Raw genomic sequence first — 23,690 nt, 5'->3', positions numbered from 1 at the left:
CAGCTTTAAAGGCTATCTCCGGGAACCCGGACCCACCCCTCCATAATAATACGGGCACTGCGACTCATAATGGCCTTGGTCGCCGTCCACTGGCCATTTACAGCTTTTGCTTCCGCCCCGACCCTCAAGGTACCCGACGGGTGACCAAAGGTAACCTGGGTACGATCTCCCCCGCCTGCGGCGAGGTTCACCAGTGTGCCAGGAATCGCTGACGCCGTGGCAATGGCCACCGCTGCGGTGCCCATCATCGCGTGATGCAGCTTGCCCATAGACAAAGCGCGGACCAGCACATCAATGTCAGCTGCGCTGATCGACTTACCGCTGGACGAGACGTAATCCGATGACTTAGCGACAAACGCGACCTTCGGTGTGTGTTGACGACTTACCGCCTCCGCAACATCGGAGATTAACCCCATCTTCACCGCGCCATGCGCACGAATGGCTTCAAACATGGCCAGGGCTTCCGGGTCGCTGTTGATGTCGCTCTGCAGCTCAGTTCCCTTGTAGCCAACCTCTTCGGCATTGATAAAGATCGTCGGGATACCGGCATTAATCATGGTGGCTTTCAAAGTGCCGACACCCGGTACGTCCAGATCGTCGACCAGGTTTCCGGTGGGGAACATGGCCCCTTCACCATCGGCGGGGTCCATAAACTCGATCTGCACTTCGGCGGCCGGAAAAGTAACGCCGTCCAGTTCGAAATCGCCAGTTTCCTGTACTTCACCGTTGGTGATGGGAATATGGGCGACAATAGTTTTCCGGATATTGGCTTGCCAGATACGAACCGTGCAGATGCCGTTCTCGGGAATACGCTCTTTTGCGACGAAACCACTGTTGATGGCGAAGGCCCCTACGGCCGCCGTAAGGTTACCGCAGTTACCACTCCAATCCACAAAAGGCTTATCGATGGAAACCTGGCCGAACAGATAATCGACATCATGGTCCGGCTGAGTAGCCTCCGCCAGGATCACCGTTTTACTGGTGCTGGAGGTAGCATTGCCCAGGCCATCGATCTGCTTCTCGTAGGGATCGGGACTTCCAATGACCCGAAGCAACAGCCTGTCACGCGCCTCTCCGGGCACCTGGCAGGCTTCCGGCAAATCTTGCAGGCGGAAAAACACACCCTTACTGGTGCCACCACGCATGTAGGTAGCGGGTATACGAACTTGGGGAGCAAAACTCATGGAGCGAGCCTCACTTGAATGAATGATCCAGGCGGGGTGCCTCAGACAAACACCCCGCCTGCTAATACGCGCTGTTGATCAGGCCACGCTTTCAGACGCCAGGAAGTCCTGGGCGAAACGCTGCAAAACACCGCCAGCCGAGTACACCGTGACCTCCTCCGCCGTATCCAGGCGGCAAATGACCGGTACGCGGTCCACCTCTCCGCTCTTCCGGTGAATCACCAGCTCGAGCTTCGCTCCGGGAGCGGGCTTGCCTTCCACATCGTAGGTTTCTGTACCATCCAGTTGAAGCGTCTGGCGCGTTGTGCCTTCTTCAAACTGAAGCGGCATGACCCCCATGCCGATCAGGTTGGTGCGGTGAATCCGCTCGAAGCCCTCAGCCACTATGGTTTCCACGCCAGCCAAGGCTACACCCTTCGCAGCCCAGTCACGGGAAGAGCCTTGCCCGTAGTCTGCGCCTGCAATGATGATGAGAGGCTGCTTGCGCTCCATGTAGGTTTCAATGGCTTCCCACATCCGCATGTTTTTACCTTCCGGCTCTACCCGAGCCAGAGAGCCCTGAACCACTTCGCCGCTTTCGTCCCGCACCATTTCGTTGAACAGTTTCGGGTTGGCCAGGGTGGCACGCTGGGCGGTCAGGTGGTCGCCACGGTGGGTCGCGTAGGAGTTAAAGTCTTCCTCCGGAAGGCCCATCTTGTGCAAATACTCACCAGCCGCCGAATCCATCATGATCGCATTTGAGGGCGACAGATGGTCGGTGGTGATGTTGTCCGGCAGAATGGCCAGCGGGCGCATGCCCTTGAGCGCGCGCTCGGCGGCCATGGTGCCTTCCCAGTACGGCGGGCGACGGATGTAGGTAGACTGCGGGCGCCACTCGTAAAGCGGGCTCTTGGCCTGCTCAGCCTCATCCAGATTGAACATCGGGATGTACACCTGCTTGAACTGCTCCGGCTTTACGTATTCACCGACAATGCGGTCAATTTCTTCATCAGACGGCCACAGGTCTTTCAGGGTGACGGGATTGCCATCCTTGTCGTAACCCAGGGCGTCTTGTTCGATATCGAAACGCACAGTACCGGCAATGGCGTAGGCCACGACCAGCGGCGGCGAGGCCAGGAAGGCCTGCTTGGCGTAGGGGTGAATCCGGCCGTCGAAGTTACGGTTACCAGACAGCACCGCCGTGGAATACAGATCCCGATCGATGATCTCCTGCTGGATTTTCGGGTCCAGGGCGCCAGACATGCCGTTACAGGTGGTGCACGCATAAGCCACAATACCGAAGCCCAGTTTTTCCAGCTCTGGCAGGAGGCCGGCTTCTTCCAGATACAGGCGAGCCACCTTGGAGCCCGGCGCGAAAGATGACTTCACCCACGGTTTGCGAATCAGGCCCAGTTCGTTGGCTTTCTTGGCCAGCAGGCCAGCCGCCACCACGTTGCGGGGGTTGGAGGTGTTGGTACAGGAGGTAATGGCCGCGATAATCACCGCACCATCGGGCATCAGGCCCTTCTTCTCTTCTTCCAGCGCCTTGTCCAGGTTCACCGCAATGCCGCGTTCGTGCAACTCGGAGGTTGCCACACGGCGATGCGGGTTAGACGGGCCAGCCACGTTACGCACCACGGTAGAGAGATCAAACTCCAGCACGCGCTCGTAATCGGCCTCAGTCATCTCGGTGGCCCAAAGCCCGGTCTCTTTCGCGTATTTCTCAACCAGATCCACCTGCTCCGGCTCGCGACCGGTCAGTTTCAGGTAGTCGATGGTCTGCTCGTCGATGTAGAACATCGCGGCGGTGGCACCGTACTCCGGCGTCATGTTGGAGATGGTCGCCCGGTCACCGATGGTCAGACTGGAGGCGCCTTCCCCGAAGAATTCCAGATAAGCACCCACCACGCGCTCTTTTCGCAGGAACTCAGTGATGGCCAATACGATGTCCGTGGCGGTAATACCCGGCTGGCGCTTACCAGTGAGCTTCACACCGACAATATCCGGCAGACGCATCATGGAGGGACGGCCGAGCATGACGGTTTCTGCTTCCAGACCACCCACGCCAACAGCAATTACACCCAACGCATCGATGTGCGGGGTATGGCTGTCGGTACCCACACAGGTATCCGGGAAGGCAATCGGGTGACCGTCTTCGTCCGGACGGTTCTGGATCACCGGAGACATCTTCTCCAGGTTGATCTGGTGCATGATGCCGTTACCCGCCGGAATCACATCCACGTTCTTGAACGCAGTGCGGGTCCAGTTGATGAAGTGGAAACGGTCTTCGTTGCGACGGTCTTCAATGGCCCGGTTCTTTTCGAACGCATCCGGGTCAAAGCCCGGCGCTTCCACCGCCAGCGAATGGTCAACAATCAGCTGGGTGGGTACCACCGGGTTCACCTTGGCAGGGTCACCACCCTTCTCCGCGATGGCATCGCGCAGACCAGCCAGATCAACCAGGGCCGTCTGGCCAAGAATGTCATGACACACAACCCGGGCCGGATACCACGGAAAGTCGAGGTCGCGCTTACGTTCAATCAATTGCCTGAGGGAGTCCGTCAGGGACTCCGCATCACACTTACGCACCAACTGCTCGGCCAGAATCCTGGACGTGTACGGAAGTTTGGCGTAGGAACCCGGCTGGATTTCTTCCACGGCCTGGCGGGTGTCGTAATATTCCAGATCCGTGCCCGGCAGGGCTTTGCGGTATTGGGTATTCATAGTCTCTCTCAGCTCCGCTTCTCGATCGGCAACCATTCCTGATGCTCAGGACCGGTGTACTCGGCGCTTGGGCGAATGATGCGGTTATTGGCACGCTGCTCTTTCACATGGGCCGTCCAGCCGGACACACGGGACATCACGAAAATCGGCGTGAACAGTTCCGTTGGGATGCCCATGAAGTGATAGGCAGAGGCGTGGAAAAAGTCGGCGTTACAGAACAGCTTCTTCTCGCGCCACATCACCTCTTCACAACGCACAGACACCGGGTACAGAACCGTGTCTCCCACCTCTTCGGCCAGCTTTTCAGACCACTTCTTGATGATCACGTTACGCGGGTCAGAAGTGCTATAGATCGCGTGACCAAAGCCCATGATCTTTTCTTTACGCTCAAGCATGCCCATCAGCCCGGCCTCGGCTTCGTCCGGGGTCTGGAACTTCTGGATCAGCTCCATGGCGGCTTCATTGGCACCACCGTGCAGCGGGCCACGCAGAGATCCGATCGCACCGGTTACACAGCTGTGAATGTCCGACAACGTAGACGCACACACGCGGGCAGTGAAGGTGGATGCGTTGAATTCGTGCTCGGCGTACAGGATCAGGGAAACATTCATCACCTGTTCGTGCAATTCACTCGGCTTCTTGCCGTGCAGCAGCTCCAGGAACACACCACCAATGGAGTCGCACTCAGTGTTCGCAGTATCAATGCGAACACCTTCGTGGGCGAAACGGTACCAGTACGTGATGATCGCCGGGAACACCGCCAGCATACGATCAATCTTGTCGTCCTGCTCGCTGAAGTCCTGCTCGGTTTCCAGGTTGCCCAGTACAGAACAACCCGTACGCATGACGTCCATCGGGTGAGCATTCTTCGGAATCTGCTCCAGAACCAGCTTCAAGGCATCTGGCAGACTGCGCTGGCTCTTCAGTTTGGCCTTATATTCCGTCAGTTCCTGCTGGTTGGGCAGCTTGCCCCGCAATAGCAGGTAAGCCACCTCTTCAAACTGGGCGTTATCGGCCAGATCAGAAACATCGTATCCACGATAGGTCAGGCCGGTACCTGTTTTACCAACGGTGCACAGAGCGGTTTCGCCAGCTACCTGGCCACGCAGTCCCGCACCACCGAGTTTCTTTGCTTCAGCCATGTTGGTCTCCCTTGATATTCTGGTTCTTGGTTTAGATTGTTTTAATGAATGTCAGTCTTTTTTCTGGGCAAACAGCTGGTCCAGCTTCTGCTCGAAATCGTGGTAGTTCAGGTAATCGTACAGTTCCATACGGGTCTGCATCAGATCTACCACGTCTTTCTGGTCACCCTTCTCGAGAATGCTCTGATAAACAGTTACCGCTGCCTTGTTCATGGCGCGGAAGGCACTCAGCGGATACAGCACCATACCAGCTCCGGCCTCGGCCAACTCATTCTTGTTGTAGAGCGGGGTTGCACCGAACTCAGTGATGTTCGCCAGCAGCGGAACATCAATGGCATCGGCAAACGCACGGTAGTCGGACAGCTCGTGTACCGCTTCTGCGAAGATACCGTCTGCACCGGCTTCAATGCATGCCTTGGCCCGGTCGATCGCGGCTTCCAGGCCTTCTTTCTGGAAAGCATCGGTGCGGGCCATGATAAAGAAGTCTTTGTCTACACGGGCATCGGCAGCAGCCTTGATGCGGTCGACCATTTCTTCTTTGGAAACAATTTCCTTGTTCGGGCGATGACCACAACGCTTCTGGGCCACCTGATCCTCAATGTGGACAGCCGCAGCACCAGCTCGCTCCATCTCGCGAATAGTGCGGGCAATGTTGAACGCGCCACCCCAACCGGTATCGATATCTACCAGCAGCGGCAGTTCGCAGGCAGCAGTAATCCGGCGCACGTCTTCCACCACATCGTTCATGCTGGTCATACCCAGATCCGGCAGACCGTAAGACGCGTTGGCAACACCACCACCAGACAGGTAGATCGCCTGATGCCCTACCCGCTCGGCCATCATGGCAGCGTAAGCATTGATGGTGCCAACAATCTGCAACGGCTTGTTTTCTTTGAGGGCTTTGCGGAAACGGGCGCCCGGGGAGAGTTGGTTAGCCATTAATATTTCCTCTCTAGTCAGATGGTTAGAACGCCTTCATCGATCTTCTTCTCGATATTCTGGCGTGCTGCATTGATGTGTCGCTTCATCAGGAATTCTGCGAGCTCACCATCGCGCTGAGCAATGGCCTCGACGATACGGCGGTGTTCGCCAAGCGCCAGATGGGGGCGCCCGGCGGAGGTACTTAACCGGTAACGGTACATTCGCACCATGTAGTAAAGGTCGCCCAGAAGCATTTGGGCAAGCTTCGTGTTGCGGCTTCCGGTTGCAATCCGGTGGTGAAAATCGTAATCGCCCTCAGCCTGATAATACGCCTGGCCCTGGGCTTCTTCGATCATCCTCTCGTGGGTATCCAAGGTAGCAAGAAGGTCGCGAATTTCTTCATCCGGCATACGCTCTGCCGCCTGACGGGCCGCCAGCCCTTCCATCACTTCCCGGATTCGGTACAACTCCAGAAGTTCTGCCGCACTGACCGACACCACCTTAACGCCGGCGTGAGGCCTGCGGACGAGAAGCCCCCGGGATTCGAGGCGCCCCAGCGCCTCACGCAGAGGCCCACGGGTGAGATTAAAGCGGGAACAGAGTTCAACTTCGCCGATCTTCTCGCCAGGAGCCAGATCGCCTTTTACAATCGCTGTTTGCAGACAATCAAACGCCTCGTCTGCACGAGTTTGGGCTTGCAAAGGTGCCTGAATCATACTTTGTTAACAATCCAGAGGTTATTTAGCCTGAAACTACGCCTACCTCAAACGATTGTCAACAATTCAGCCTACGCTTTAAGTATGATTGTCGACATGCATGCTCAATCCGGCCAGTGGCGCACCAGGCATTGAACCTTTGCCCCCCAAAACGTACCCGGTGGTGAGCGCCACGCCAGCCGGTGCAGCTCTTCCAGAGAAGCCCTATCTTCAAGCACCAGAGACAAGGCCTCCCGGTCCAGCCCGACACAACCATCCCTGAGACATGCCTTAACGGCTTCAGCAATCACCGCCCGACGGTGCCCCTTTCTTTTATCCCGTGCCAGATGACGATGCAATCGGTTTTCAACCGGTAAAAGAATCGCCTTCTCCACCGGCGTCAACAAGGGCTCTTCCCTCACCCGGCAACGATAATGCCGGGCATCCACCAGGACCGGCACCGGAGACCGCTCCTCCGGCGTAAGCAATAAGCCGGAATCCGCGAGCCTCTGACCATTCCGGAGCCGACTTAACCACACCGTGGTCGGCGCTGCCAGCATGAGAGGCACTGAGACCGGCAATGACCAGTAAAAGAACATTGGGTCCAGCGTCCAGGCAAAGGCAGACCACACAGCCCCCAGAATCATTCCGGGCAGATGCCTGATCACGGCCTCGCGCCACCCGGTTTCTTCCGTCCGGTTTTGCCCCGCCCAACTCAGACGGACATTCAGTAACGCCGACAAAACAGCATGACTGTGAGCCAGCATACGTATTGGTGCCAGCAGAACGGAGACAACGATCTCAAACAGTACGCTTCCAAGCAGTCGCATGCCCCCGCCAAAAGCGCGGACCTGTCGTCGAAACACCGCATCGACTATCGCCAACAGTTTTGGCAGGAACAGCAGCGCCATCGTGCTCACCACAAGACTGACCGCCCACGCCGGGCGCCACTCGGGCCAGAGCGGCATAAGGCTGTCGTGGCCGTCTGGAAAATAATCAATCGGGGTGATCGTGAGCTGCACTGCGGCGATGGTGGTCAGTACCAGAAACAACAACCACAAGAGCGATGACAGATAGGCCATAATGCCGTTAAGAAAGGCGAACCGGTGCGCCAGCCTCAACCCCGGCTCAAAGAACATCAGAGCGGCATGCTGAATATTACCCTTTGACCATCGCTGGTCTCTTGCCAACTCATCATCCAGCGTGGGTGGGGACTCCTCGTAACTGGTCCGCAGGGACGGCTCCAGCCATACCTCATAACCGGCCCGACCCAGAAATGCCGCTTCCACAAAATCATGACTCATGATCGGACCACGCCAAATTCCCGCCCCCTGTAACTTTCGCAGACCACAATGAGCCATGAAGGGTGCGACCCGAATGATCGCATTATGCCCCCAGAAGGCCGCATCGCCCATCTGGACCGCGGCCAATCCGGTGGCAAACAGGGGGGAATAGAGCCGACTTGAAAACTGCTGAATACGAGCAAATGCCGACCGGCCGTTTATCACTGTTGGGGCGGTTTGCAGGATTCCGACCCTGGGCTCCCGGTTCATCACCCTCACCATGGTCTGTATGGTCTCACCCGACAACAGGCTATCGGCATCCAGAACCACCATATACTGGTAATCCTTTCCCCAACGCCGGAGAAAATCCGCAACATTGCCACTTTTAAAATTCAGGTTGACCCGGCGCCGACGGTAAAACATCCTCCCTTCTGCCCCAAGCTCTTCCACCATCCGGCCCCAGGCTTGCTGCTCCTCCACCCAGACATCGGGATCCTGACTGTCGGAAAGGACAAAGAAATCGAAGTCGTCAAGGCGCCCCTCGCGCTCAATATCCCGATAGATAGCTTTGAGACCATCCAGCGTCCACTTCACCGGCTCATGGTACACAGGCATCACGATGGCGGTTTTCGACAATGCGGTTGCCTCCAACTCTGCCTGAGAATGCCGCCTCATGAGGGACTGCCGGTCACCACCTGCGAGCCGAAGACCAAACCCGTAAACGGCGATCCAGAACCCAAATGAGATCCAGAGATAAAGCACGGCGAAAACCGCCACAATCGCCAGTTCAACCATCGTGCCGCCGTGATAAGGCAGCACCTGAAGCAGGAAATAACTGGCCACCACGGTCTGGCTTACCACAAACATCGTGATCAGAGATCGCCGAATAAAAGCCCGCATACGCCAGGGTGCCCGGGAATCGTATGTTTCAGTCATCAGAAAAATACCCGATACTGCCACGACACAGAGGAGGCGCAACCGTCGGCAAAGGGCCCGCCAGCCGCTGGTGCCGGGCGGAAAACCAGTCCAGTACAGGCTCGACGACTCCAGGCGCTTCGCACTCCTCTGGCTCTCCGGAAATCATGGCTACAGCAGCCTCGAACGCCTCCCGGTCAACTTCGGCACCGCTGGCCCGAAGATAAGCCAGCAAACGACCTAAATGCTGGTAAGAGGTTAACGCATCCATACACCACCTCGCTGCTCAGAGCTCTTTTCTCAGACCAGTGCCCGTCGGCAAGGAATAACTCCAGGTCTCTGTCGCAACGTCGTCGTCCACTGTCAGGAACCCGCGTAACTGAAGCGCACGGCCGGGCTCGGGCCTAGCCAGCACCGACATTCGCCAGAGGTTTTCCGGCTCGACCCATTCTACAAAGTGCTCCAGCACTTCCACCCCTTCGCCCCCGCTTACCTTGCTGACCACCGGCGCCTCAGCACCCAGTTCCGACAAAGCCCCGCCGGCAAAGTCCACCAGAACCCGGTAGGCACCTTCCTGATCTCCACCGCCAATGCGATCGCCAGCCCCTACAAAGGTATTCACCACCTTGCCACCGGGATGATCCGCCACATCCAGCCCCCCAAAACGAACCGAATAATCGAACTCCCTCGTCGTGCCAGCGTTCACCGGGCGCCCCGGGCTCCAGAAGGCAACGATATTGTCGTTGGTCTCATCGTCGGTCGGGATTTCAACAAGCACAACATGCCCTTCACCCCAGTCTCCGCCCGCACTCACCCAGGCACTCGGACGACGTTCATAACGCGCTTCAAGATCTTCAAAATGGCGGAACTCAGTATCCCGCTGAATCAGACCAAAACCACCAACCCGCCCGGTCTGATGGTAGCTGGTTGCCAACCGCTCCGGGTTGATCAAGGGCCGCCACAGCCACTCACCAGATTGCTCGTCATGAATAAGCAGTCCGTCTGAGTCATGAACCTGGGGTCGCCACTCACCCAAAGGGCGCGGGGTGTTCTCACCGTAGTAGAACATCGAGGTGAGCGGGGCCAGACCTAGCAATTCCGTTGAGTCCCGGAAGAAAAGCCGGGCTTTGACATCCATTCGGGTCTGACCTCCCGGGTATACCGTAAATTGATAGGCTCCCGTTACACTTGGGCCATCGAGCAGTGCGTAGATGCGCATGTGGTCGCTGTCCGGAGCCGGACGCTCAAGCCAGAATTCGGTGAAGTCTGGAAATTCCTCGCCTGAAGGCAAGCCTGTATCCACCGCAATTCCCCTGCCCGACAAACCGAAGGCCGTCTCTTTGCTCACGCCACGGAAGTAGCTGGCGCCAGCAAAAACCAGAAACTGATTGGCGACCCCTGGGCCATCAAACGGAAACGTCAGTTTCAGACCGGCGTAGCCGAGGTCTGCCGGTATTCGTTTTCCAAGCGCGTCGTCAGAAACGTTGAACCGTTTTTTCTCGAAAGGAAGGCTCTGAACCCCCTCGCCATCCACCACGTGGAGGCTAATCGGGCGGGTATAGAATTTACCGGCTGGAATGAGCATAACCTGAAATCTGGAGCCGGCGTCACGCCACAAGCTCTGACCTGGGTCAAAACGAATAGACTGATATTCGTCGTAACTCAGGTTTGCCATGAAATCAGGTATGGTCGCAGGAGCCTCGTAAGCGGACTTGGCGCTTGCTCTGGCTTTCTCAACCACATCCTGAAACTGAAAAGCCTGAGCCTGAAGGGGAAACCATGACAAGAGCCCCAGAACCACCAGCCATACTGTCCCTGAACGCATCGTTCCTTCCTCGGTTTGCGGTGTGTGCATTCAATGTAGCACCGCGCCCGAGGGCCTCTACAAGTGACAACTTTGTAAGCGTGTCGACACTATATTTGCAGGCTCATAGAGAACCGTACGTCTGGGTGATCTGGAACAACAATGGCGTCAGTTGTGGCGTTCAACACCCGCCCGACACTGACATCCGCGCTGAACTGACGTGCTGAGAGCCCCCATGACAGCTCGCCGGAGGTGACCCTGCCAGCATCCTCCTGCTGGAACGATTCGTCGGGCACCCAGCCACGGAGCACCGAAACCCGCACACTGGATAACAGACGCGGGAGAAAGGGCACGCTAAACTCCGGGCTGCGACTGCCCAGGCGCAACCAGCCACCTTCTGCCACCCTGAGAGACTGGCCGTTAAAGCCGGAGGTAAGAGCCGCCCCCGCCACACGCAGACGCTGAGAACCGGGAATATCGGACGAAGCCATCTGATACTGACCATCCAGCCCCCACTGCCAGGCAAGCAGTTCACGGCCAAGGGACGCATTGAGCACCACCCGCCCGAACTGCTCGTCGCGCCATTCCCGACCCCGTTCGGCGGCACCTTCTACCTCGGTTTCAACCCCGGTAACAGCTTTCAGGCCACTGTTCAGACTAAAGCCTCCCAGCAAGTCATGCCGCCCGCGAGCTTCGAGCCCGAGCGTAGAAAGCTGATAACTGGACCGATGAACCTCATCGGTTCTACGGGTCCAGTACTGGTTCACGGAGGAATAATTTGCACGCCCAAGAAACTGGTAACCGTATGTAGAGAACAAAGTTCGACGCCCCGTAAACATCACGTTCCGGGTACGCCCCTCCTTCTGAAAACGGGAGCCATCGGACCGTGACACCTCTTCATACTCAGTATTCTTAACCTCGAAATCCAGATGATTGCTGCCCACTGGCAGGCCATAGCTGAACCCCAATACCTTACGCTCATTACCTGCCCGATAGGCCCTGGCATCGCTATAACGCACATCAGCCCGATGATTCGCCCAGAACAAACCGTTCAGGCCCAGATTGAGCGCACCATCCAGCTGATCCGCATCCCGGTTGGTTCGGCCTGAAAACTGCATTTTTGAGCGCAACCAATGCTGGCGAGTTGCCTTCAGACTGTCCTCAGGCAACAGGGCCTGCTGAGAAGTCAGATTCGGGTAGGCAGTCATTACAGGACCCGAAGCCGCACCAGTAGCGGGGCACAGAGCGACTGCGCACAAAAAAAGTGTGGTAAAAAGGGCGCGTTGATGTGCTGGCTTAGCGATCAATGTATGCACCTGGCAAGATCCGGGACCGTTTCCAAATAATGTAAAGGCGTTAACCCGGCGCTACTTTAAAAGATGCACGCGCCCCCGACCACCCCTGAGCACAACAACTTTACAAATTTAATGTTCAAAATAATCATGTAGTTAAATACGGTACTGAATCAAATTTCTAGAGTTATCATAGATTCACAAGCGTGCGGCACTCGTCCACAGAATTACCATAAATCAACACTCCGCAATATAAGCCTCCAACTCCCGATACAACTTGGTTACACTTGGCACACTTTGTGGCTACGTTGAACAAACAAACAGATTAAGGACGAACATCATGATCAGAAAGTGCCTCTTCCCGGTCGCCGGATACGGCACCCGCTTCCTGCCGGCCACGAAGGCCATGCCCAAGGAAATTCTACCCATCGTTAACAAGCCTCTGGTCCAGTACGGGGTGGAAGAAGCATCCGATGCAGGCATTCATGAGTTCGGGTTTGTAACCGGGCGCGGCAAGCGTGCCATCGAGGACCATTTCGATATCAGCTACGAGCTGGAGCACCAGATTGCCGGCACAGGAAAGGAAGGTTTGCTAACGTCCATCCGCGATCTGATCAACAACAACTCTTTTGCCTTTACCAGGCAGAATGAGATGAAAGGGCTCGGGCACGCGATCCTGACCGGGCGAAATCTTGTTGGCGACAACCCGTTTGCAGTTGTGCTGGCTGACGATTTTTGCGTAGGCCCTGAAGATGGCGATGGCGTTCTGACCCAGATGGTCAAACTCTATAACCAGTTCCGGTGCTCTATCGTTGCCATCGAAGAAGTTCCGGCCGACGAAACCCACAAATATGGTGTGATTGCAGGTGAGTCCATGAAAGATGGCCTCTTCCGGATCACTGACATGGTGGAAAAACCGGCTCCGGAGGATGCGCCAAGCAACCTCGCAATCATTGGCCGCTACATTCTGACACCCGACATCTTCGATATTATCGAGCGCACGCCGCCGGGCAAAAATGGCGAAGTGCAGATTACCGATGCGTTGCTGGAACAGGCCAAAAATGGCTGCGTGCTGGCGTATCAGTTCAAAGGCCAGCGCTTTGACTGTGGCAGCATCGATGGGTTTGTAGACGCAACCAACTACGTGTACGAAAACATCTACAAGAAAGGCAAATAACAGCAACCTCAGCCGCCCAGCAATTGCACCACCATGCGCCGGTTATCCGCATTCGTCTTGCGGAACCGGCGCAGCAGCTCCGCTTCTTCATCACTAAGCTGAACCCGGCTGAGTTCCTCTTCCAGCGCATTCAGCGCCACAGACAGATCATCGCTGGTACTGAAGGTCAGCCCAGGTAACTCAAGCTGACCGTCTTCGCCATCGTCCATATCCAGCAAGCGCTCAAGTGGCGTCTCTGTTTTAAAACAGAGATCCAGCAACTCACTGACACCAGGATAGCTTCGCTGTCGGGCCTCTGTGGCTTCCCAGCTGCGCACACAAGCTTCACTTACCCCGCACATGTCGGCCACATCCATAAGGGACAACTGATCCTGCTCACGGATACGACGCAGACGACGGTTAAAAGATTGCAGGTACCGCATGGCTCCGTGCCCCTGAAAAAGTTTGCGACGGTGAATCAAACCGGAAATGTATCGTATATAGCGCTTTGTACACAATCTGCCTATCCCGAAGCCGTGCCTTGTATGACAACGTGGCAGTTGAGCCGGCACGGACAACCCACGACAGACAGAGCGGCGCACCCTCTACGAACCAGAGCTCAGATCCCGGCATGGTAGCTGGCCCATGCCACGTGAGATTCGCTGAGCGTTACTTTGAGACTGACCACCCCCTCACCGCCTTTACCCAACCGCCCGGCATGGATGGCAGTTGCCACGCTATCAAAAACCGCTTTGGCCATGAATGCCGTCGTCGTATTCCTGCTGGCAAACTCTGGAATGTCATCAAGGTTTTTCATGTTGAACTCAGACAACACCTCCTTCAGCAATTCCGAAGCCTGGCCGATGTCTACGATCAGATCGTTGTCATCCAGAACGTGACGCTCGAAGCTCACATCCACCACGTAGGTCGCACCATGCAGACCTTGGGCCAAGCCAAACACCGCGCCCCTGAAGCTATGGGCAATCTTCATGTGGTCTCGAACAGTCAGGCCAAACATACCGCTTCCTCTCAGTAAGCAATGCGATCACAGAGTGAGCCCACCCCTCCCTCGGTTTTCGCTGCTATCTTTTTTAGTTCGCAAACTATAGATTGGACCCTCAGCTTATTCCCTGATCCCGGTTCAATCATGTCTGATGCTCATAAATCCGATCTGTATCTGGTCCTGGTCACGCTATTGGCGGCCATTGGCTGGGTACTCTCCAAAGAAGCTGTGCTGATGATGCCGCCGCTTATGTTCATGGCTGGCCGCTTTCTCATCGCCGGGGCTTTTCTCGCCGTACTGGCCCTGCCCTCCCTGCTGAAACTCAGTATGGACCAGGTACTGCGTAGCCTGGGCGTCGGCTTCGTGTTCGGTATCGCCATGACCTGCTGGATCATGGGGTTGTACCATACCGAAAGCATGGGCGAAGGCGCCTTCCTGACCAGCCTTGGCGTGGTAATCGTGCCCGTCATCGCCCGCATTGTGTTTGGCGAGCCACAACCTCTGAGCACCTGGATGGCTATCCCCATTGCGGTGGCCGGCCTTGCTCTGCTGTCGCTCGAAAATGGTTTCCGCCCGGACCCGGGCCAGATCAACTTCGTGCTGGCCGCGACCATTTTCGCCCTCTATTTCACCCTGAATACCCGGGCTGCCAATCAACGATCCTTCGTGGACAAAAATGGCCAAACCGTCGAAAAAAAGAAGGTACCCGCGCTACCTCTCACGGCGATTGCGCTTCTGACCGTTGGCACGGTTACCTTCGCGGAATCTGCCATCAGTGAACCCTGGGTACCAACACTGACAAACACCGACCCCATGCTCTATTTCTGGGTATTGGCCAGCGCCCTGATCGCTACCGCCGGGCGCTTCCTGTTACAGACCTATGCCCAGAGCCTCTCCATCCATAGCCATGGGGTCGTTATTCTTATACTCGAACCCGTGTGGGTGGCGGTGTTTGCCGTCCTCTGGTTCGGAGAAACCATGGCGCCGCTACAGGTGGCCGGCTGCGCTCTGATCTTCGCCGCTCTTCTCGTTAATCGCTGGAACGCGTTGAGCCGGGCCATCAAAGCTTTACTGAAAGCAAAAAATCCATCGCAAAGAGGTTGACCATGGGGTCTGAAATCCGTATATTTCCTCCCCGTTGCAGGACAGGACCATAGCTCAGTTGGTTAGAGCGCTACCTTGACATGGTAGAGGTCCCCAGTTCGAATCTGGGTGGTCCTACCAATCCTGCGAAGAAAGTCAGTTACTTACGGCCCTCGTGAGAACTGGCTTTTTTGTTTCTGGACAAAAACACTTCTACACCTCATCCTGGCAACCCACCGACAAAGTATGTGAGCCTCTCGGTAAAACGTCGATCTGCAGCCATCGTCAACTCCAGACAGGAAGAGCAGCGTTTAGCTGAGATCGAACCTGTCCTGGCCTCACTGCCACGCGCCATGCGCAACAGCGAGACCTCCAGCAACGTTAGTCTTCAGGCATGGGGCCATAGCTGGCACGTGACTGCCGGCCAAATTCGGCAATTACGTTCAGAGCCACATTCAGCCCCCGCCGCACATCTTCGTCCTGATTCAGCCGGCGCAGGCTCTTCCAGACCGATGGCGGCGTATCTTCCTGCGCCGCCTGGGCTGAGGCGTACCTTAACGTGTTGCTCAACGCCCACACACTGCTGACCCCGTCCTCGTACAAGGCCATCAGTTTCTGAACCATGGCCTCATCCGCCATTTCGACCACGTCGGAGGTGGCGGCCAGCAGATCAATAATATTGTGAAGCCGCCCACCCTGAATGAGCGGCGCAGCTTTCGTGATCAGGTCAGCAAGCCCATCAACCGTAGCCGGGTCCTGCAGTGCTGGTACGCTTTCCAATGCCTGACCAAGCGACCGGGGCGCCGTCGTTGTATTCGATTCATTGCTCATGTTCGAACTCCTTATCAGTCAGATCACCAAACCAGAATGTCATACCAACCCCCGGGCCACAGACCAGTAAACACCCCGGTTAAAGCCTTTACGCATCAAACCGCCAATTTTCGTGGGTGGCGTTGGGATCACGTCAACATCGTAGTCGTACCAGAGCGGCATACCCGCCTCCATGCCCATCTGGGCAATGGCCTGCACCTTGCCGTCGTACTCTGCCGGAGTTTCGCCATACCGCATGAGCCCAGCAATGTTGTCACACACCACCGGTGACTGGTTGTGGCAACTTCCTCCGGCCTTACTGATGGGCAGATCCACCGTATCCCCCATCACAAACACGTTCTCAAAGCCCTCGAGTTGCATTGTCTGCCGATCAGTTGGCAACCAACCCTCATTGTTAGGCGCCTCAGAAACACCAGAGTTGAGCACCGCATCCACGGCCCGGATCGGTGGCGTCTGAATCAGGATGTCAAAGTCTTCTTCCGCGCCTTCCTCGGAAATCGCCACTTTGCGCGCCGGATCGACACTCGCCAAAGTGAATCCGCGCTTATAGCGAATATCTTTTGAATCAAAGATAGACGGCAGAACTTCACCGGTATTTTTTTGTAAAAACAGACAGTTGCGTATCAGCTGAGAGATGGTGGGGTAAGTGTAAACAATCTCCACCTGCTCCCGAACCCCGCGCCGACGCAGGAACTCGTCAATCATCAGCGTGGTTTCCATCGGTGCAATGCCACACTGGTGCGGAACGTTTGGGGTTGTGGGGAAAGTCACACCAATGAAGATGCGCCCTTTCTCGATCGTGGACAGTTTTTTGTAGAGTTGGCGGGCAGGGTCGTGCTGATAGAAATGGTCGCCAGCTTCCTTAAGACCATCAATGCGCTCCGGCGAAGGAATGCAACCAGTTGAGACCACAAGGTAATCGTAGTCATACGTCTTACCCGAGGACATTCTCAGGCGACTGCTTTTGAACTCGAACCCCTCAACCTCATCAAGCACAAAATTCACCTCGGGCCGTAGCAGTGAGGCTTGTGGGCGGCGCAGTTCGTTTTTGTAAAACGCCCCAAATGCCACATACATGAAAGCCGGCTTATAGTAATGCCAGGGACTGTTGGATATAAGGGTCACCCGGGCTTTGCCCCGGACAATTTCAGGATAGAGCTTCGAAACCAGATTATTGGCGGTCATTGTGCCGCCAATACCGCCCCCCACCACAATAATATTCTGAACCATAACAGACCTTCTCCTGGATATAGATGTTTCGTTTTCTCACTTCCAGAACGTTCTTATTACTCCTCGGTTACAAAGAGTTCTTGTAGTGCCCTGAAGGGCAGTAAGGCGGAATCATGTCGCGCGGGCATAAATGCCGCATGTTGGAAAATGGCCAGTTCAGGCCAGATCAAAGCGTCTCTGGTGGGGAGGTTGTTTTTCAGGATCTGAATAAGTTGGGAATGAACTGCCTCCAACTCATCGGCAGTCATTCCGGGAGCGCGGCTATAAACGATGGCCGTTGTGGCCTGACCTAACGAGCAGGCCCGGACCCTGTAACCCAACTCCTGAACCCTGCCATTCTCAAACATTGCGTCGAGAGTCAGGCGGCTACCACACAGTTGCCGACTATGTACTGTGGTTGTTCGCACCCACCCGCCCTTTAACCGGCGGTCACGGCGAACCAGCGCGGTATAGCGCTTCAGGCTCAACACGAACTCCTCGGCACTGAGCGCGCTTTTCACACTCTCCACACCCAAGGGACAACCTCGCTTTTTCTATTTATTAGTTATTAACACAGTACCAGATGGAATTAAAAAGACAAACCGCGCTCCGGATTCAGGCACAACGATATACTTATCGCCCCAAACGTGGCGCTCAGGGAAGCGAGTGCATTCCGAAAACACATTGCATGGTTGGCCAAGCCAGAAATTTCCTGCCGCCTCCGAAGTCCAGCTTCGCCCCTCGGATTTAACATGCCTTACCGTATCTCACCCGGTTATCCAGTCTTTGCCACCAGCATCTCTGTGGCGCCCTTCTGAAAACGGTAGCTCACAGGCCGTAGCGATACATCAATCCCCTCTGCGGATAGTGCCGTCACAACCGAACTCAAGTGCTTCGATACAGTGCCATCCAGAGAGATAACGGGGAAGACGCGAACTTCAGAAGCCACTCTGCAAAGCTCCCGCATTGATTCCAGATGAACAGATTCGCCGACGTGGTCACTGTAAAGGAAGAGGTAGTGAGAGCAGAGGGCCAGATCAAAGCCAGCGTCCGGGAAAGGGAGCGAAGGCAAAGACGCCGCTACATACCGTCTTTCGCGATACCCAGCATCGAAGTCAGATAGAAACGAGAACATGGCTTTCATACGAACTCGCCCAAGTTCTTCGACACTGCCCAATGAATCCCAGATATACTGGCCTTTCCCCTGCCTCATCTTATCCATGATATCTGGATACACGTCATCAATACGGCGACGTATCTCCTTTGCCCTGAATCGATACACTGGGTCGCATGATATAGCTTTGCTCCCTCGCTTGGTCGCCTCTGCATTGAAGCTTGCAGGCCCATCGCCACAACCAAGAATTCGCTTGTTCAGATCCTGTTCCGACAGTTCGAACATTGCCCGGTATTCTTCGAATGAGCGGCCCCATGGGACAATGTTTGCTAACTCCACCTTTGACCCTCCCTGGTCCTTATAGCGTTTTATACTATTTATTACCCTGCATAACCAAAGTAATCGTCGTAGTACATGCCTTCACTTGATTCGATGTCATCATCCTGAAATGCATCCATTCGTTCACTCTCAGAAGCCAGTCCCGCTGATCCAATTTTTGGAATGACACTATTGATGAAGGATTCAAGGGCTGACTTCACTAACCTATTTGCTTCATCAGAAAACATACCAAACTCATCTGGAAGCTCATACGAACCCACTGGTTCGATAAATGTACGATGAATGGCTTTACTCATTTTCTCCCTGACATCGGTATCCCCAATTTCTTCGTTGATTTTCCCAATTTTATCAAGGCTATTTAGTAACTGGCTAAGTTCATTCCCAATTGGATTCACTGGTGCTCCTTTGGTCACTTGGTTGGTCCTACTCACGAAAACTAAAGACACGGTATGCGCACATGGACTTCCAGTGCATTCTGTTGCGCCGTGCTACGAAGAGTACTCCATGATGAGCTCAGAGTGTCCGGTGTGTTCATCAATTTGCTCTCCAAGCAAAGTGAATCCGTGTTTCCCATAGAACTCAATGCTTGGAGTGTTTTCTTTGTAAACAGCAAGCTGCAAGCGCTCTCGCCTATTCTTAGCATCATCAATCAGGTCCGAACCCAGCCCCTTGCCCTGTAAGCCAGGCACTATGAAGATCGCAGCAAGGTTGTTCTCATAGAGGCTATAGAAGCCAACGACTTCTCCCTCAACCTCATACAAAAACGTCTCCGATGCAGGAATATACACTTCACGCATCTCACTAACCTTCGATGTCCAAAACGAAGAGTCTATGAAGTGATGGGCTTTAATCGATGCAGATAGCCAGATTTCCAAGACTTGATCAATATCGGCTGCCCGATAACCGCGAATCATTTGGTTACTCCCTGGTACTCATAACAGGAAGCAGACCTGGGGCCTGCTGTGTACTTCAGAATTAAGCGTCAGAGGGGTAGTTGGGATCCCTGACCACATTGTTAGACGTTGACCGAGTATTTGAGATCGCGCGCCTCATCTCCGGTCATTCCACGAAAACCCCAACAGTGGGATGGTTGCTCCTTGATAGTGACCTCAATATCCACGGGTGATATACCAACCGCGGACTCAATCTTGTTGAAGAGCTCCCTGATCAGAGCTTTTTGGGTCTCGGGAGTTCGCCCCTGCATCATATTGATCTCGATGGCCGTGTAGGCGGGTGTCCTGCCACCAGGGTAATAAAAATCCTCGGCTTCCATAGGGATAAAACGGTGAGCCCGTTTGTCTTCCGGCATACCCAGCACGGATTGCATACATCCGTGAATAACCTCAGAGAGCTGAGCCTTGATCGGGTTAAGGTGTTCTTTGATTCCATAGATGACTATCACGATGCCTCCTGCAATGTGTGACGCTAATAAATCGGTGTTCAACCAGAGCGTCCAGTAGAGGACAGGGGCCAGAGCGAACTTGATTGACTGGTCACAAATCAAGTACCTCCGTTTACTCCCGATGCTCTGTTATGAACTGACGCTCTATGACCTCATAGTGCTGCACCGAGAGGTCAGGCTCAAGCTGATAAACTTCATCTTCAGGATACAAGCGCGCTACCGAAATATCGTTGCCAGCAAAGGCCTCTATTGATTCGAGCTTGTCCCAGTATGTAATCAAAGTGAGCTCAACTTTATCATCAAAGGAGCGGCGAAAAATCTGTGCGCCGAGAAATCCGGGAGTCGCGGAAGAATCTTTGATCCCAGTTTCATAAAGATAGTCTGTAAACCCTTTACTGTGGACTTCTGGCACTCGGCATTTCCATTCTCTGGCGATAATTTGCATACACTATCCTTTAATTTGTAACGCTGAGCGCACTGGTGGCCTTGACGTAGCGAAGCGGAGGCAAGGAAATAACGTAATCGATTGATTTTATTGATTTTTATAGAAACTAGCTGCCAGCTTATCAGGAATATATGGCCAAAACACCTCCCAACCTTCTGACTTCGGGTAACGCCGTTGGTACAACTCCCTCTCTCCGCCACTAAGATGACCAAACCAATCCACAAAACTATACCAATAGTCTTCGCCTGGCCCCATTCGCCAGCCGATTGACCCCGGAGGAATCTCAGGATATTTCAGCCATGGCGGCAACATTTCACACTCCATTGCCCTACCCCTTTGTTCCCGAAAAACTCCGCATAACGCCCGCAGCATGCGCGCCCATGGAATGGAGGCGAAGGCACAATGTAATAGACGTCGCCGTGACTGTGATTGTTATATTCCCACCTCGGACACGTCTATGGTTTCAGGCTCATCGTGAGCTTGGCTAACCCACTCCCTCATTTGTTCATGGTCGAGGACAAACTGCATATATTCTGTAGATACCGGCGAGACCTTGACCCCGTAGGTTTTAAATCGCGACGCAACTGGAGCGAACATGCAATCTGCAATAGAGAACTCACCGAACAACCACGGGCCCGCACTCAAATAGGTTTCTCGGTACTGCGACCAGATTCGGTCTATCCGAGCTGTCTCTCGTTCAAGGGCTGCATTAAGAGGAAGTTTGCGTCCGATTGCGCGACAATTCATTGGCAATTGGCCTCGAATTTCTGTGAAACCCGAGTGCATTTCTGCGCAGCAAGATCTTGCTTCTGCTCGCGCACGAACGGAACTCGGCCATCCGCGGCCGTCCAGGTACTGCTCGGAAATATACTCACAAATTGCCAGCGAATCCCAGATGACCAGATCATTGTCTTTGAGAACCGGGACTTTCCCTGCATCGGTATGCTGGGCAAGCGCAGTGTATGTGTCGTCTTGATTCAGCGGAATCCGCACTTCCCTAAAAGGTAACTTGTGGACTGACAAAAGTAGCCAAGGCCTTAACGACCATGACGAGTAATTTTTATTTCCTATTACGAGCTCCAAAGTTCACTCCTTGAAATATAACGCTGGGCTTTGCGGCGGCTTTGTAGGAGCGAAGCGACGGAAAAACCGTCCGACAACAGCCCCTGGTTAGCTGATGAGCTTGGCCATTGCACGGTTTTGCGCTCCATCTCCGGTCTCGAGAGCATCTTTGACACCGGCCCGATTCCGCTCTGGTTGGTTCTGACTTGCTTTCAGCTTGCCCGTCAGAGCTTCAATTTTAATCTCTACGCCGACAATAGCCTGCACCAGACGTTCAGTGAAATCCGTTGGTGCATCATCCACGGACCAAGGAGCTACCATTTGCGACTCATGCTGGTTTGTTAGCTGCTCTAGATGATGTTTTAACCAGCTTAGATCCTCAATTATCCGAGCGCTACCTTGCACGTGGACAGCCAGGTAGTTCCATGTTGGGACAACCCGACCTGTCTCAACCTTGGTTGGGTACCATGAGGGTGAAACGTAAGCGTCTGGCCCCTGAAAAACTGCGAGCACTTGAGCTCCGCCCTGCATGCGTTTCCAGACTGGATTACTGCGGGCCAGATGACACTGAAGATATCTATGAGAATAGTTTGCCCCAGAGGTCAGATGAAAAGGTACGTGATTGGCCTCGATCCCTTCATCGTCTGCGATAACGAGTAGCCCAAATCCATAATCGCGAATGTACTGTTGAAGCTTCTCTTGGTCTTCTTCTTTGAAGTGATTCGGGACATACATCCTTTTATGCTCCTGAGTAGAGTCCTTGCGCAGCTACGCCGCGCTTTGCGGCTGGTTTGTAGCGCAGCGGAAAAGCAGTCCGACAACAGCGCTTGTTATGCATTTACAGTCCTTGCCAGTCCATGTAAGCGACAATAGCTCTTTCGTCTTTGGGGTATTTTGACGCAGCTTGGTTCCAATGGCGGATTAGGTCGATATCGTAAGCTGCTTTTGCGACCGCTATGGCGTAGTTTGCGCAGAATTCAGAAAAATCCGGATCACAAAGCCGCAGTAATTCAAGGGCGTCAAAATCTCGATGCAAGTCCAAAAGCACGGCTGCATAGTTATTGATAAGTAGAGAGCTGGTATCTCCAGATTCATAAGCTTGCTTGAGCAGCCCTGCCGCCTGCTCCAAACATTCAGTGAATCTGCTCTGGTCACTCCACGCCTGACTGTGCAGTTTTGCGGACTCTGCGATTACGTCCATGCTGGTACTCAATTTAGTGCATAACGCCTGCGTAAACGGCGGCTTTTACGCAGCGAAGCGGAGAGAAAGCCGTCCGGTGGAGGGCCTTCGGCCCGGAACGTATTTGACGCACTTGTTAAGTATTGCTCTCCGGACAACTACCCAAGAGATCAAATTCAAAGAATTTAGTATCGGGCGTTGGGTTGAAAAAATACGGCTCAGTTTCCCGAAACCCCATTAGCTCATACAGTTCTTGAGCTTTTTTCGTGGGCGGCACAGCATCCAGCACAACTCTGATATACCCAAGGCTTTTCAGCTTAATCAAAAGGTTATCCATGAGCTGACGCCCAAGCCCCCTACCCTGATACTCGCGCCGTACGTAAAGGCGCTTCACCTCTGCGGTGTGCTCATCAAGTTGCCGAAAACCAACCCCGCCGGCCACCTGCGATTGCACAATGGCAAACGTATATTGGCCACTGGGAAGCGAGAACAAAGCCTCGAGTGAGGCCATCTCGCCCTCAAAATCCTGATACGAAAGATCGATATTTAACCAATCCGCATACTCTAGAATGAGCGCTTTCAACTCTTCACTATCCGCGGGGAAGATCACATCCCTGATCATGATCACTGGTTCCATATTTTCGATTGCTGCTTAACGAAGCTGTAGAAAAACCCGATTCCGAGTCATTCCCAACGACTGATTCCTGTCATTTTTATCGCAGCCATCAAGTGGCCGATTACCGTGATTTCGATGCTCAGTCATTCGCTTCGGCCTTTTGGGGCTTCTGGAGCCGGCATTGCTGGTTTCCAGCCGGTACTTTTCCGGGACTTCCACTCTCGGCATTACGCCGCCATCCGCCCGTAATTCGCCAGCTTCTCAATATTGTGCACCAGGCAGTATAGCTGCCACTGGCCCTGCACCTTCTT

At 54.5% G+C, this 23,690-nt stretch carries 25 protein-coding genes and 1 tRNA gene; 3 read left to right on the top strand and 23 right to left on the bottom strand.

Annotated elements, in window-relative coordinates; all coding sequences use genetic code 11:
- Positions 1-5: 5 nt before the first annotated feature.
- The 9 genes from prpF to K325_RS0105575 form a co-directional block, all read right to left on the bottom strand.
- Positions 6-1,184 carry a 2-methylaconitate cis-trans isomerase PrpF gene (prpF, locus tag K325_RS0105615; protein WP_029653288.1) on the bottom strand — a complete coding sequence of 393 codons (1,179 nt, stop codon included), beginning with the start codon at positions 1,182-1,184 and terminating at the stop codon, positions 6-8.
- A gap of 78 nt (positions 1,185-1,262) precedes the next feature.
- The gene (gene acnD, locus K325_RS0105610; RefSeq protein WP_029653287.1) at positions 1,263-3,887 is read right to left on the bottom strand and encodes a Fe/S-dependent 2-methylisocitrate dehydratase AcnD; all 2,625 of its coding nucleotides are present in this window, start codon (positions 3,885-3,887) and stop codon (positions 1,263-1,265) included.
- An 8-nt stretch (positions 3,888-3,895) separates the two neighbouring features.
- On the bottom strand, positions 3,896-5,029 hold the full coding sequence (prpC, locus tag K325_RS0105605; RefSeq protein ID WP_029653286.1) for a bifunctional 2-methylcitrate synthase/citrate synthase: 1,134 nt from the start codon (positions 5,027-5,029) through the stop codon (positions 3,896-3,898).
- Between the two features lie 51 nt (positions 5,030-5,080).
- Entirely contained in the window at positions 5,081-5,968 is an 888-nt protein-coding gene (gene prpB / locus K325_RS0105600) for a methylisocitrate lyase (RefSeq protein WP_029653285.1), read from the bottom strand.
- A 17-nt stretch (positions 5,969-5,985) separates the two neighbouring features.
- On the bottom strand, positions 5,986-6,666 hold the full coding sequence (locus K325_RS0105595) for a GntR family transcriptional regulator (protein ID WP_029653284.1): 681 nt from the start codon (positions 6,664-6,666) through the stop codon (positions 5,986-5,988).
- A gap of 104 nt (positions 6,667-6,770) precedes the next feature.
- Positions 6,771-8,864 carry a glucans biosynthesis glucosyltransferase MdoH gene (gene mdoH / locus K325_RS0105590; protein ID WP_029653283.1) on the bottom strand — a complete coding sequence of 698 codons (2,094 nt, stop codon included), beginning with the start codon at positions 8,862-8,864 and terminating at the stop codon, positions 6,771-6,773.
- The gene (locus K325_RS0105585; protein ID WP_029653282.1) at positions 8,857-9,114 is read right to left on the bottom strand and encodes a hypothetical protein; all 258 of its coding nucleotides are present in this window, start codon (positions 9,112-9,114) and stop codon (positions 8,857-8,859) included. The genes mdoH and K325_RS0105585 overlap by 8 nt, the downstream gene beginning before the upstream one ends.
- Before the next feature lie 15 nt (positions 9,115-9,129).
- A complete protein-coding gene (locus tag K325_RS0105580) occupies positions 9,130-10,668 on the bottom strand; it encodes a glucan biosynthesis protein G (RefSeq protein ID WP_029653281.1) in 1,539 nt (512 codons plus the stop codon).
- Between the two features lie 89 nt (positions 10,669-10,757).
- Positions 10,758-11,855 carry a ShlB/FhaC/HecB family hemolysin secretion/activation protein gene (locus K325_RS0105575; RefSeq protein ID WP_169441762.1) on the bottom strand — a complete coding sequence of 366 codons (1,098 nt, stop codon included), beginning with the start codon at positions 11,853-11,855 and terminating at the stop codon, positions 10,758-10,760.
- A 424-nt stretch (positions 11,856-12,279) separates the two neighbouring features.
- On the opposite strand from K325_RS0105575, the gene galU reads away from it, so the two are divergent.
- Complete coding sequence (gene galU, locus K325_RS0105570) at positions 12,280-13,116, top strand: UTP--glucose-1-phosphate uridylyltransferase GalU (protein WP_029653279.1); 837 nt, start codon at positions 12,280-12,282, stop codon at positions 13,114-13,116.
- Between the two features lie 8 nt (positions 13,117-13,124).
- On the opposite strand, the gene K325_RS0105565 is transcribed toward galU, so the two are convergent.
- Together K325_RS0105565 and K325_RS0105560 are read right to left on the bottom strand one after the other, a co-directional pair.
- Positions 13,125-13,538 (bottom strand): helix-turn-helix domain-containing protein, encoded by a 414-nt coding sequence (locus K325_RS0105565; protein ID WP_029653278.1) that lies wholly within the window; start codon positions 13,536-13,538, stop codon positions 13,125-13,127.
- Between the two features lie 176 nt (positions 13,539-13,714).
- Positions 13,715-14,113 carry a 6-pyruvoyl trahydropterin synthase family protein gene (locus K325_RS0105560; protein ID WP_029653277.1) on the bottom strand — a complete coding sequence of 133 codons (399 nt, stop codon included), beginning with the start codon at positions 14,111-14,113 and terminating at the stop codon, positions 13,715-13,717.
- A gap of 129 nt (positions 14,114-14,242) precedes the next feature.
- Between K325_RS0105560 and K325_RS0105555 the strand changes: the two genes are divergently transcribed.
- Both K325_RS0105555 and K325_RS0105550 read left to right on the top strand, forming a co-directional pair.
- The gene (locus K325_RS0105555; protein WP_029653276.1) at positions 14,243-15,202 is read left to right on the top strand and encodes a DMT family transporter; all 960 of its coding nucleotides are present in this window, start codon (positions 14,243-14,245) and stop codon (positions 15,200-15,202) included.
- A 43-nt stretch (positions 15,203-15,245) separates the two neighbouring features.
- Positions 15,246-15,322, top strand: a tRNA-Val gene (locus tag K325_RS0105550).
- A 240-nt stretch (positions 15,323-15,562) separates the two neighbouring features.
- Here the strand turns inward: K325_RS0105550 and K325_RS0105545 are convergent.
- The 12 genes from K325_RS0105545 to K325_RS0105490 all read right to left on the bottom strand — a co-directional run bounded on the left by K325_RS0105545 (position 15,563) and on the right by K325_RS0105490 (position 23,385).
- On the bottom strand, positions 15,563-16,012 hold the full coding sequence (locus K325_RS0105545) for a DUF1641 domain-containing protein (protein ID WP_211218139.1): 450 nt from the start codon (positions 16,010-16,012) through the stop codon (positions 15,563-15,565).
- Between the two features lie 39 nt (positions 16,013-16,051).
- A complete protein-coding gene (locus tag K325_RS0105540; RefSeq protein WP_029653274.1) occupies positions 16,052-17,242 on the bottom strand; it encodes an NAD(P)/FAD-dependent oxidoreductase in 1,191 nt (396 codons plus the stop codon).
- Positions 17,243-17,298: 56 nt separating this feature from the next.
- The gene (locus tag K325_RS0105535) at positions 17,299-17,709 is read right to left on the bottom strand and encodes an iron-sulfur cluster assembly scaffold protein (protein WP_156836571.1); all 411 of its coding nucleotides are present in this window, start codon (positions 17,707-17,709) and stop codon (positions 17,299-17,301) included.
- A gap of 287 nt (positions 17,710-17,996) precedes the next feature.
- Positions 17,997-18,674, bottom strand: coding sequence for a class I SAM-dependent methyltransferase (locus K325_RS0105530; protein WP_029653272.1), 678 nt, complete (start codon positions 18,672-18,674; stop codon positions 17,997-17,999).
- Between the two features lie 41 nt (positions 18,675-18,715).
- Entirely contained in the window at positions 18,716-19,087 is a 372-nt protein-coding gene (locus K325_RS0105525; protein ID WP_156836570.1) for a hypothetical protein, read from the bottom strand.
- 75 nt (positions 19,088-19,162) lie between these two features.
- Positions 19,163-19,588: a GNAT family N-acetyltransferase gene (locus K325_RS0105520; RefSeq protein ID WP_029653270.1), complete on the bottom strand. Its 426-nt coding sequence runs from the start codon at positions 19,586-19,588 to the stop codon at positions 19,163-19,165.
- Between the two features lie 101 nt (positions 19,589-19,689).
- A complete protein-coding gene (locus tag K325_RS0105515) occupies positions 19,690-20,076 on the bottom strand; it encodes a tautomerase family protein (RefSeq protein ID WP_029653269.1) in 387 nt (128 codons plus the stop codon).
- A gap of 112 nt (positions 20,077-20,188) precedes the next feature.
- Entirely contained in the window at positions 20,189-20,521 is a 333-nt protein-coding gene (locus K325_RS0105510) for an antibiotic biosynthesis monooxygenase family protein (RefSeq protein ID WP_228128393.1), read from the bottom strand.
- A gap of 432 nt (positions 20,522-20,953) precedes the next feature.
- Positions 20,954-21,604, bottom strand: a complete 651-nt coding sequence (locus K325_RS0105505) for a glutathione S-transferase family protein (RefSeq protein ID WP_029653267.1) — start codon at positions 21,602-21,604, stop codon at positions 20,954-20,956.
- Positions 21,605-21,691: 87 nt separating this feature from the next.
- A complete protein-coding gene (locus tag K325_RS0105500) occupies positions 21,692-22,318 on the bottom strand; it encodes an FMN-binding negative transcriptional regulator (RefSeq protein WP_029653266.1) in 627 nt (208 codons plus the stop codon).
- Positions 22,319-22,421: 103 nt separating this feature from the next.
- On the bottom strand, positions 22,422-22,784 hold the full coding sequence (locus tag K325_RS0105495; RefSeq protein WP_029653265.1) for a hypothetical protein: 363 nt from the start codon (positions 22,782-22,784) through the stop codon (positions 22,422-22,424).
- Positions 22,785-22,899: 115 nt separating this feature from the next.
- A complete protein-coding gene (locus tag K325_RS0105490) occupies positions 22,900-23,385 on the bottom strand; it encodes a GNAT family N-acetyltransferase (protein WP_211218138.1) in 486 nt (161 codons plus the stop codon).
- Between the last annotated feature and the right edge of the window lie 305 nt (positions 23,386-23,690).

The organism is Marinobacter daepoensis DSM 16072 (genome assembly GCF_000421165.1).
Taxonomy (GTDB): domain Bacteria; phylum Pseudomonadota; class Gammaproteobacteria; order Pseudomonadales; family Oleiphilaceae; genus Marinobacter; species Marinobacter daepoensis.
The sequence above is the reverse complement of the archived record's forward strand: the minus strand, read 5'-3'. Positions and strand labels throughout refer to the sequence as shown.

What these genes read in the sequence shown, in the direction of transcription:
- prpF (WP_029653288.1), bottom strand. Translation starts at nt 1,184, where the DNA reads ATGAGTTTTGCTCCCCAAGTTCGTATACCCGCTACCTACATGCGTGGT.
- acnD (WP_029653287.1), bottom strand. Translation starts at nt 3,887, where the DNA reads ATGAATACCCAATACCGCAAAGCCCTGCCGGGCACGGATCTGGAATAT.
- prpC (WP_029653286.1), bottom strand. Translation starts at nt 5,029, where the DNA reads ATGGCTGAAGCAAAGAAACTCGGTGGTGCGGGACTGCGTGGCCAGGTA.
- prpB (WP_029653285.1), bottom strand. Translation starts at nt 5,968, where the DNA reads ATGGCTAACCAACTCTCCCCGGGCGCCCGTTTCCGCAAAGCCCTCAAA.
- K325_RS0105595 (WP_029653284.1), bottom strand. Translation starts at nt 6,666, where the DNA reads ATGATTCAGGCACCTTTGCAAGCCCAAACTCGTGCAGACGAGGCGTTT.
- mdoH (WP_029653283.1), bottom strand. Translation starts at nt 8,864, where the DNA reads ATGACTGAAACATACGATTCCCGGGCACCCTGGCGTATGCGGGCTTTT.
- K325_RS0105585 (WP_029653282.1), bottom strand. Translation starts at nt 9,114, where the DNA reads ATGGATGCGTTAACCTCTTACCAGCATTTAGGTCGTTTGCTGGCTTAT.
- K325_RS0105580 (WP_029653281.1), bottom strand. Translation starts at nt 10,668, where the DNA reads ATGCGTTCAGGGACAGTATGGCTGGTGGTTCTGGGGCTCTTGTCATGG.
- K325_RS0105575 (WP_169441762.1), bottom strand. Translation starts at nt 11,855, where the DNA reads ATGACTGCCTACCCGAATCTGACTTCTCAGCAGGCCCTGTTGCCTGAG.
- galU (WP_029653279.1), top strand. Translation starts at nt 12,280, where the DNA reads ATGATCAGAAAGTGCCTCTTCCCGGTCGCCGGATACGGCACCCGCTTC.
- K325_RS0105565 (WP_029653278.1), bottom strand. Translation starts at nt 13,538, where the DNA reads ATGCGGTACCTGCAATCTTTTAACCGTCGTCTGCGTCGTATCCGTGAG.
- K325_RS0105560 (WP_029653277.1), bottom strand. Translation starts at nt 14,113, where the DNA reads ATGTTTGGCCTGACTGTTCGAGACCACATGAAGATTGCCCATAGCTTC.
- K325_RS0105555 (WP_029653276.1), top strand. Translation starts at nt 14,243, where the DNA reads ATGTCTGATGCTCATAAATCCGATCTGTATCTGGTCCTGGTCACGCTA.
- K325_RS0105545 (WP_211218139.1), bottom strand. Translation starts at nt 16,012, where the DNA reads ATGAGCAATGAATCGAATACAACGACGGCGCCCCGGTCGCTTGGTCAG.
- K325_RS0105540 (WP_029653274.1), bottom strand. Translation starts at nt 17,242, where the DNA reads ATGGTTCAGAATATTATTGTGGTGGGGGGCGGTATTGGCGGCACAATG.
- K325_RS0105520 (WP_029653270.1), bottom strand. Translation starts at nt 19,588, where the DNA reads ATGATTCGCGGTTATCGGGCAGCCGATATTGATCAAGTCTTGGAAATC.
- K325_RS0105510 (WP_228128393.1), bottom strand. Translation starts at nt 20,521, where the DNA reads ATGCAAATTATCGCCAGAGAATGGAAATGCCGAGTGCCAGAAGTCCAC.
- K325_RS0105500 (WP_029653266.1), bottom strand. Translation starts at nt 22,318, where the DNA reads ATGTATGTCCCGAATCACTTCAAAGAAGAAGACCAAGAGAAGCTTCAA.
- K325_RS0105495 (WP_029653265.1), bottom strand. Translation starts at nt 22,784, where the DNA reads ATGGACGTAATCGCAGAGTCCGCAAAACTGCACAGTCAGGCGTGGAGT.
- K325_RS0105490 (WP_211218138.1), bottom strand. Translation starts at nt 23,385, where the DNA reads ATGATCAGGGATGTGATCTTCCCCGCGGATAGTGAAGAGTTGAAAGCG.